Below are 1751 nucleotides of genomic sequence, written 5' to 3' on the forward strand. Positions count from 1 at the left end.
GGGAGCGCGGACATTTTGTTGGAGTGTTGAGGGCTGGAAGGTATTCCGATGCCCGCAAAGTTCCCCGACACCGTCCGCGAGTCCGCGGTCGACAAGTACTTCGAAGGCATGACCACCCCCGAGGTCTGCGACTGGGTAGCACACGTTACCGGCCGACGCCCCGCAGCAGGCTCGGTGAAAAACTGGATTACTGACAGACGCAACGGCTACATCCGATCTGATGGTCCCCCAACCGCGGAGGCGATCGCCAAAGCCGTCGCGCGCAGACTGACCTCCACGAAGTCACTGCGCCGGATCGCGGCGGAGTTCCAGGTGTCATTTCACTCGGTAGGCAGGTGGACGCGTGAATTATGGCCTGACGAAGAAGAACGCAACGACGCAGCGTCGATGACGTTCGATGCGGCATATCAAGCCACAATGAAACGCGTGAGTTATAACCGCAAAACCAAACGAGCCCGCAAACACCAACGAACCACCATCAACCGCAACACTGCGACACCGCCACGCCCGGTTGATGAGTGGTTGCCCGGGCCTGGCCCAATACCTGACTTGGATGCTTTGCCGGATGATCCGGAAGTGTTGAAAAAGATGCTGGCTGATGAACGTGACCGCCAAGCAGTCAAAGACGCGATTATTGAAGTACTCATGGGTGGTGAGACGCAGGGAAAAGTCACCGTCCGTGACGGTGTACTCACGACAGCGGCGAAGGCCGCCGTCGTTGTTGCCATCACGGACGCCCGCGGTGTCTCTATCAAGAAAGCGTGTCAGCTTGTTGGTATTGCCGAGTCAACGTTTTATCACCACCAGGGCAAGCATCAGCGTGTGCTGGCCCGGCGTAGTGCGCGTCGTGAGCAGTACAAACCGATGATCCTGCAAGCAGTTGCTGAGTCGAATCAAAGCTATGGGTATCGGCGTATCCATGCCTGGCTGAAAGCTCGAGGACATCGGGTATCGGAAAAGATCGTGCGTGAGTTAATGGGTGAACTTGCATGCAGGCCACCGGCGAAGCAGTCAACGAAGTACTCGTCCTACACCGGTGAGACCGCCCACAGTCCAGCAAACCTCCTGTTGGTCAAACCCCGCACCACTGCGTGTGCATGTCACGACACCGCACAGCAGCCAACGCCTGAAGTCATCGAGCTATCTGAGCACTTTCGCACCCACGCTGATGCCAAGGGATTAATCCATGATTTTCATGCTGATACACCGTGGGAAAAAATCGGTACCGATGTCACAGAAATCCACTGCCCAGACGGCAAACTCTATCTGTCTGCCGCTATTGACTTCTATGACGGAATGCCCATTGCGGTGACCATGTCGACATCACCGAATCATGATCTGGTCGCAGACATGATCGCGCGTATTGATGCGGTAAAACCTGACGGGGTGCAGCCAATTATCCATTCTGACCGGGGTGGACTCTACCGCAGCACTAAGTGGGTGAAGTTGATTACCGATCACACGCATAACCGCCTGGACTGTCCGAAGTGTCAGGAAGGCAAGTGGTGTCGGGCCAGGTGGCGCTACATCCCGTCACTATCCAGGAAGGGCACCAGTGGTGATAACGCGCGCACAGAAGGGTTCTTCGGCACGATGAAACAAGAACTACTCAAAGGCAGGGCGCATACGTCGCAGATGACAGTTGCGCAGATGCGCGAGTATATTGAGTCCTACATTGACTTCTATATCCATACAAGGTTGAAGTCGACACTTGGTGATGGTTATACGACCATCGCTGAGCATAGACAGGC

The 1751-nt window shown here is 55.7% G+C and carries 1 protein-coding gene; it reads left to right on the forward strand.

Going from position 1 to position 1751, the window contains the following annotated elements:
- Positions 1–48: 48 nt before the first annotated feature.
- Positions 49–1751: IS3 family transposase (locus JMN37_RS11215; protein WP_252932196.1), on the forward strand; the 1703-nt coding region annotated here is incomplete at its 3' end.

Source organism: Corynebacterium lipophilum (assembly GCF_024102595.1).
GTDB lineage: Bacteria > Actinomycetota > Actinomycetes > Mycobacteriales > Mycobacteriaceae > Corynebacterium > Corynebacterium pseudogenitalium.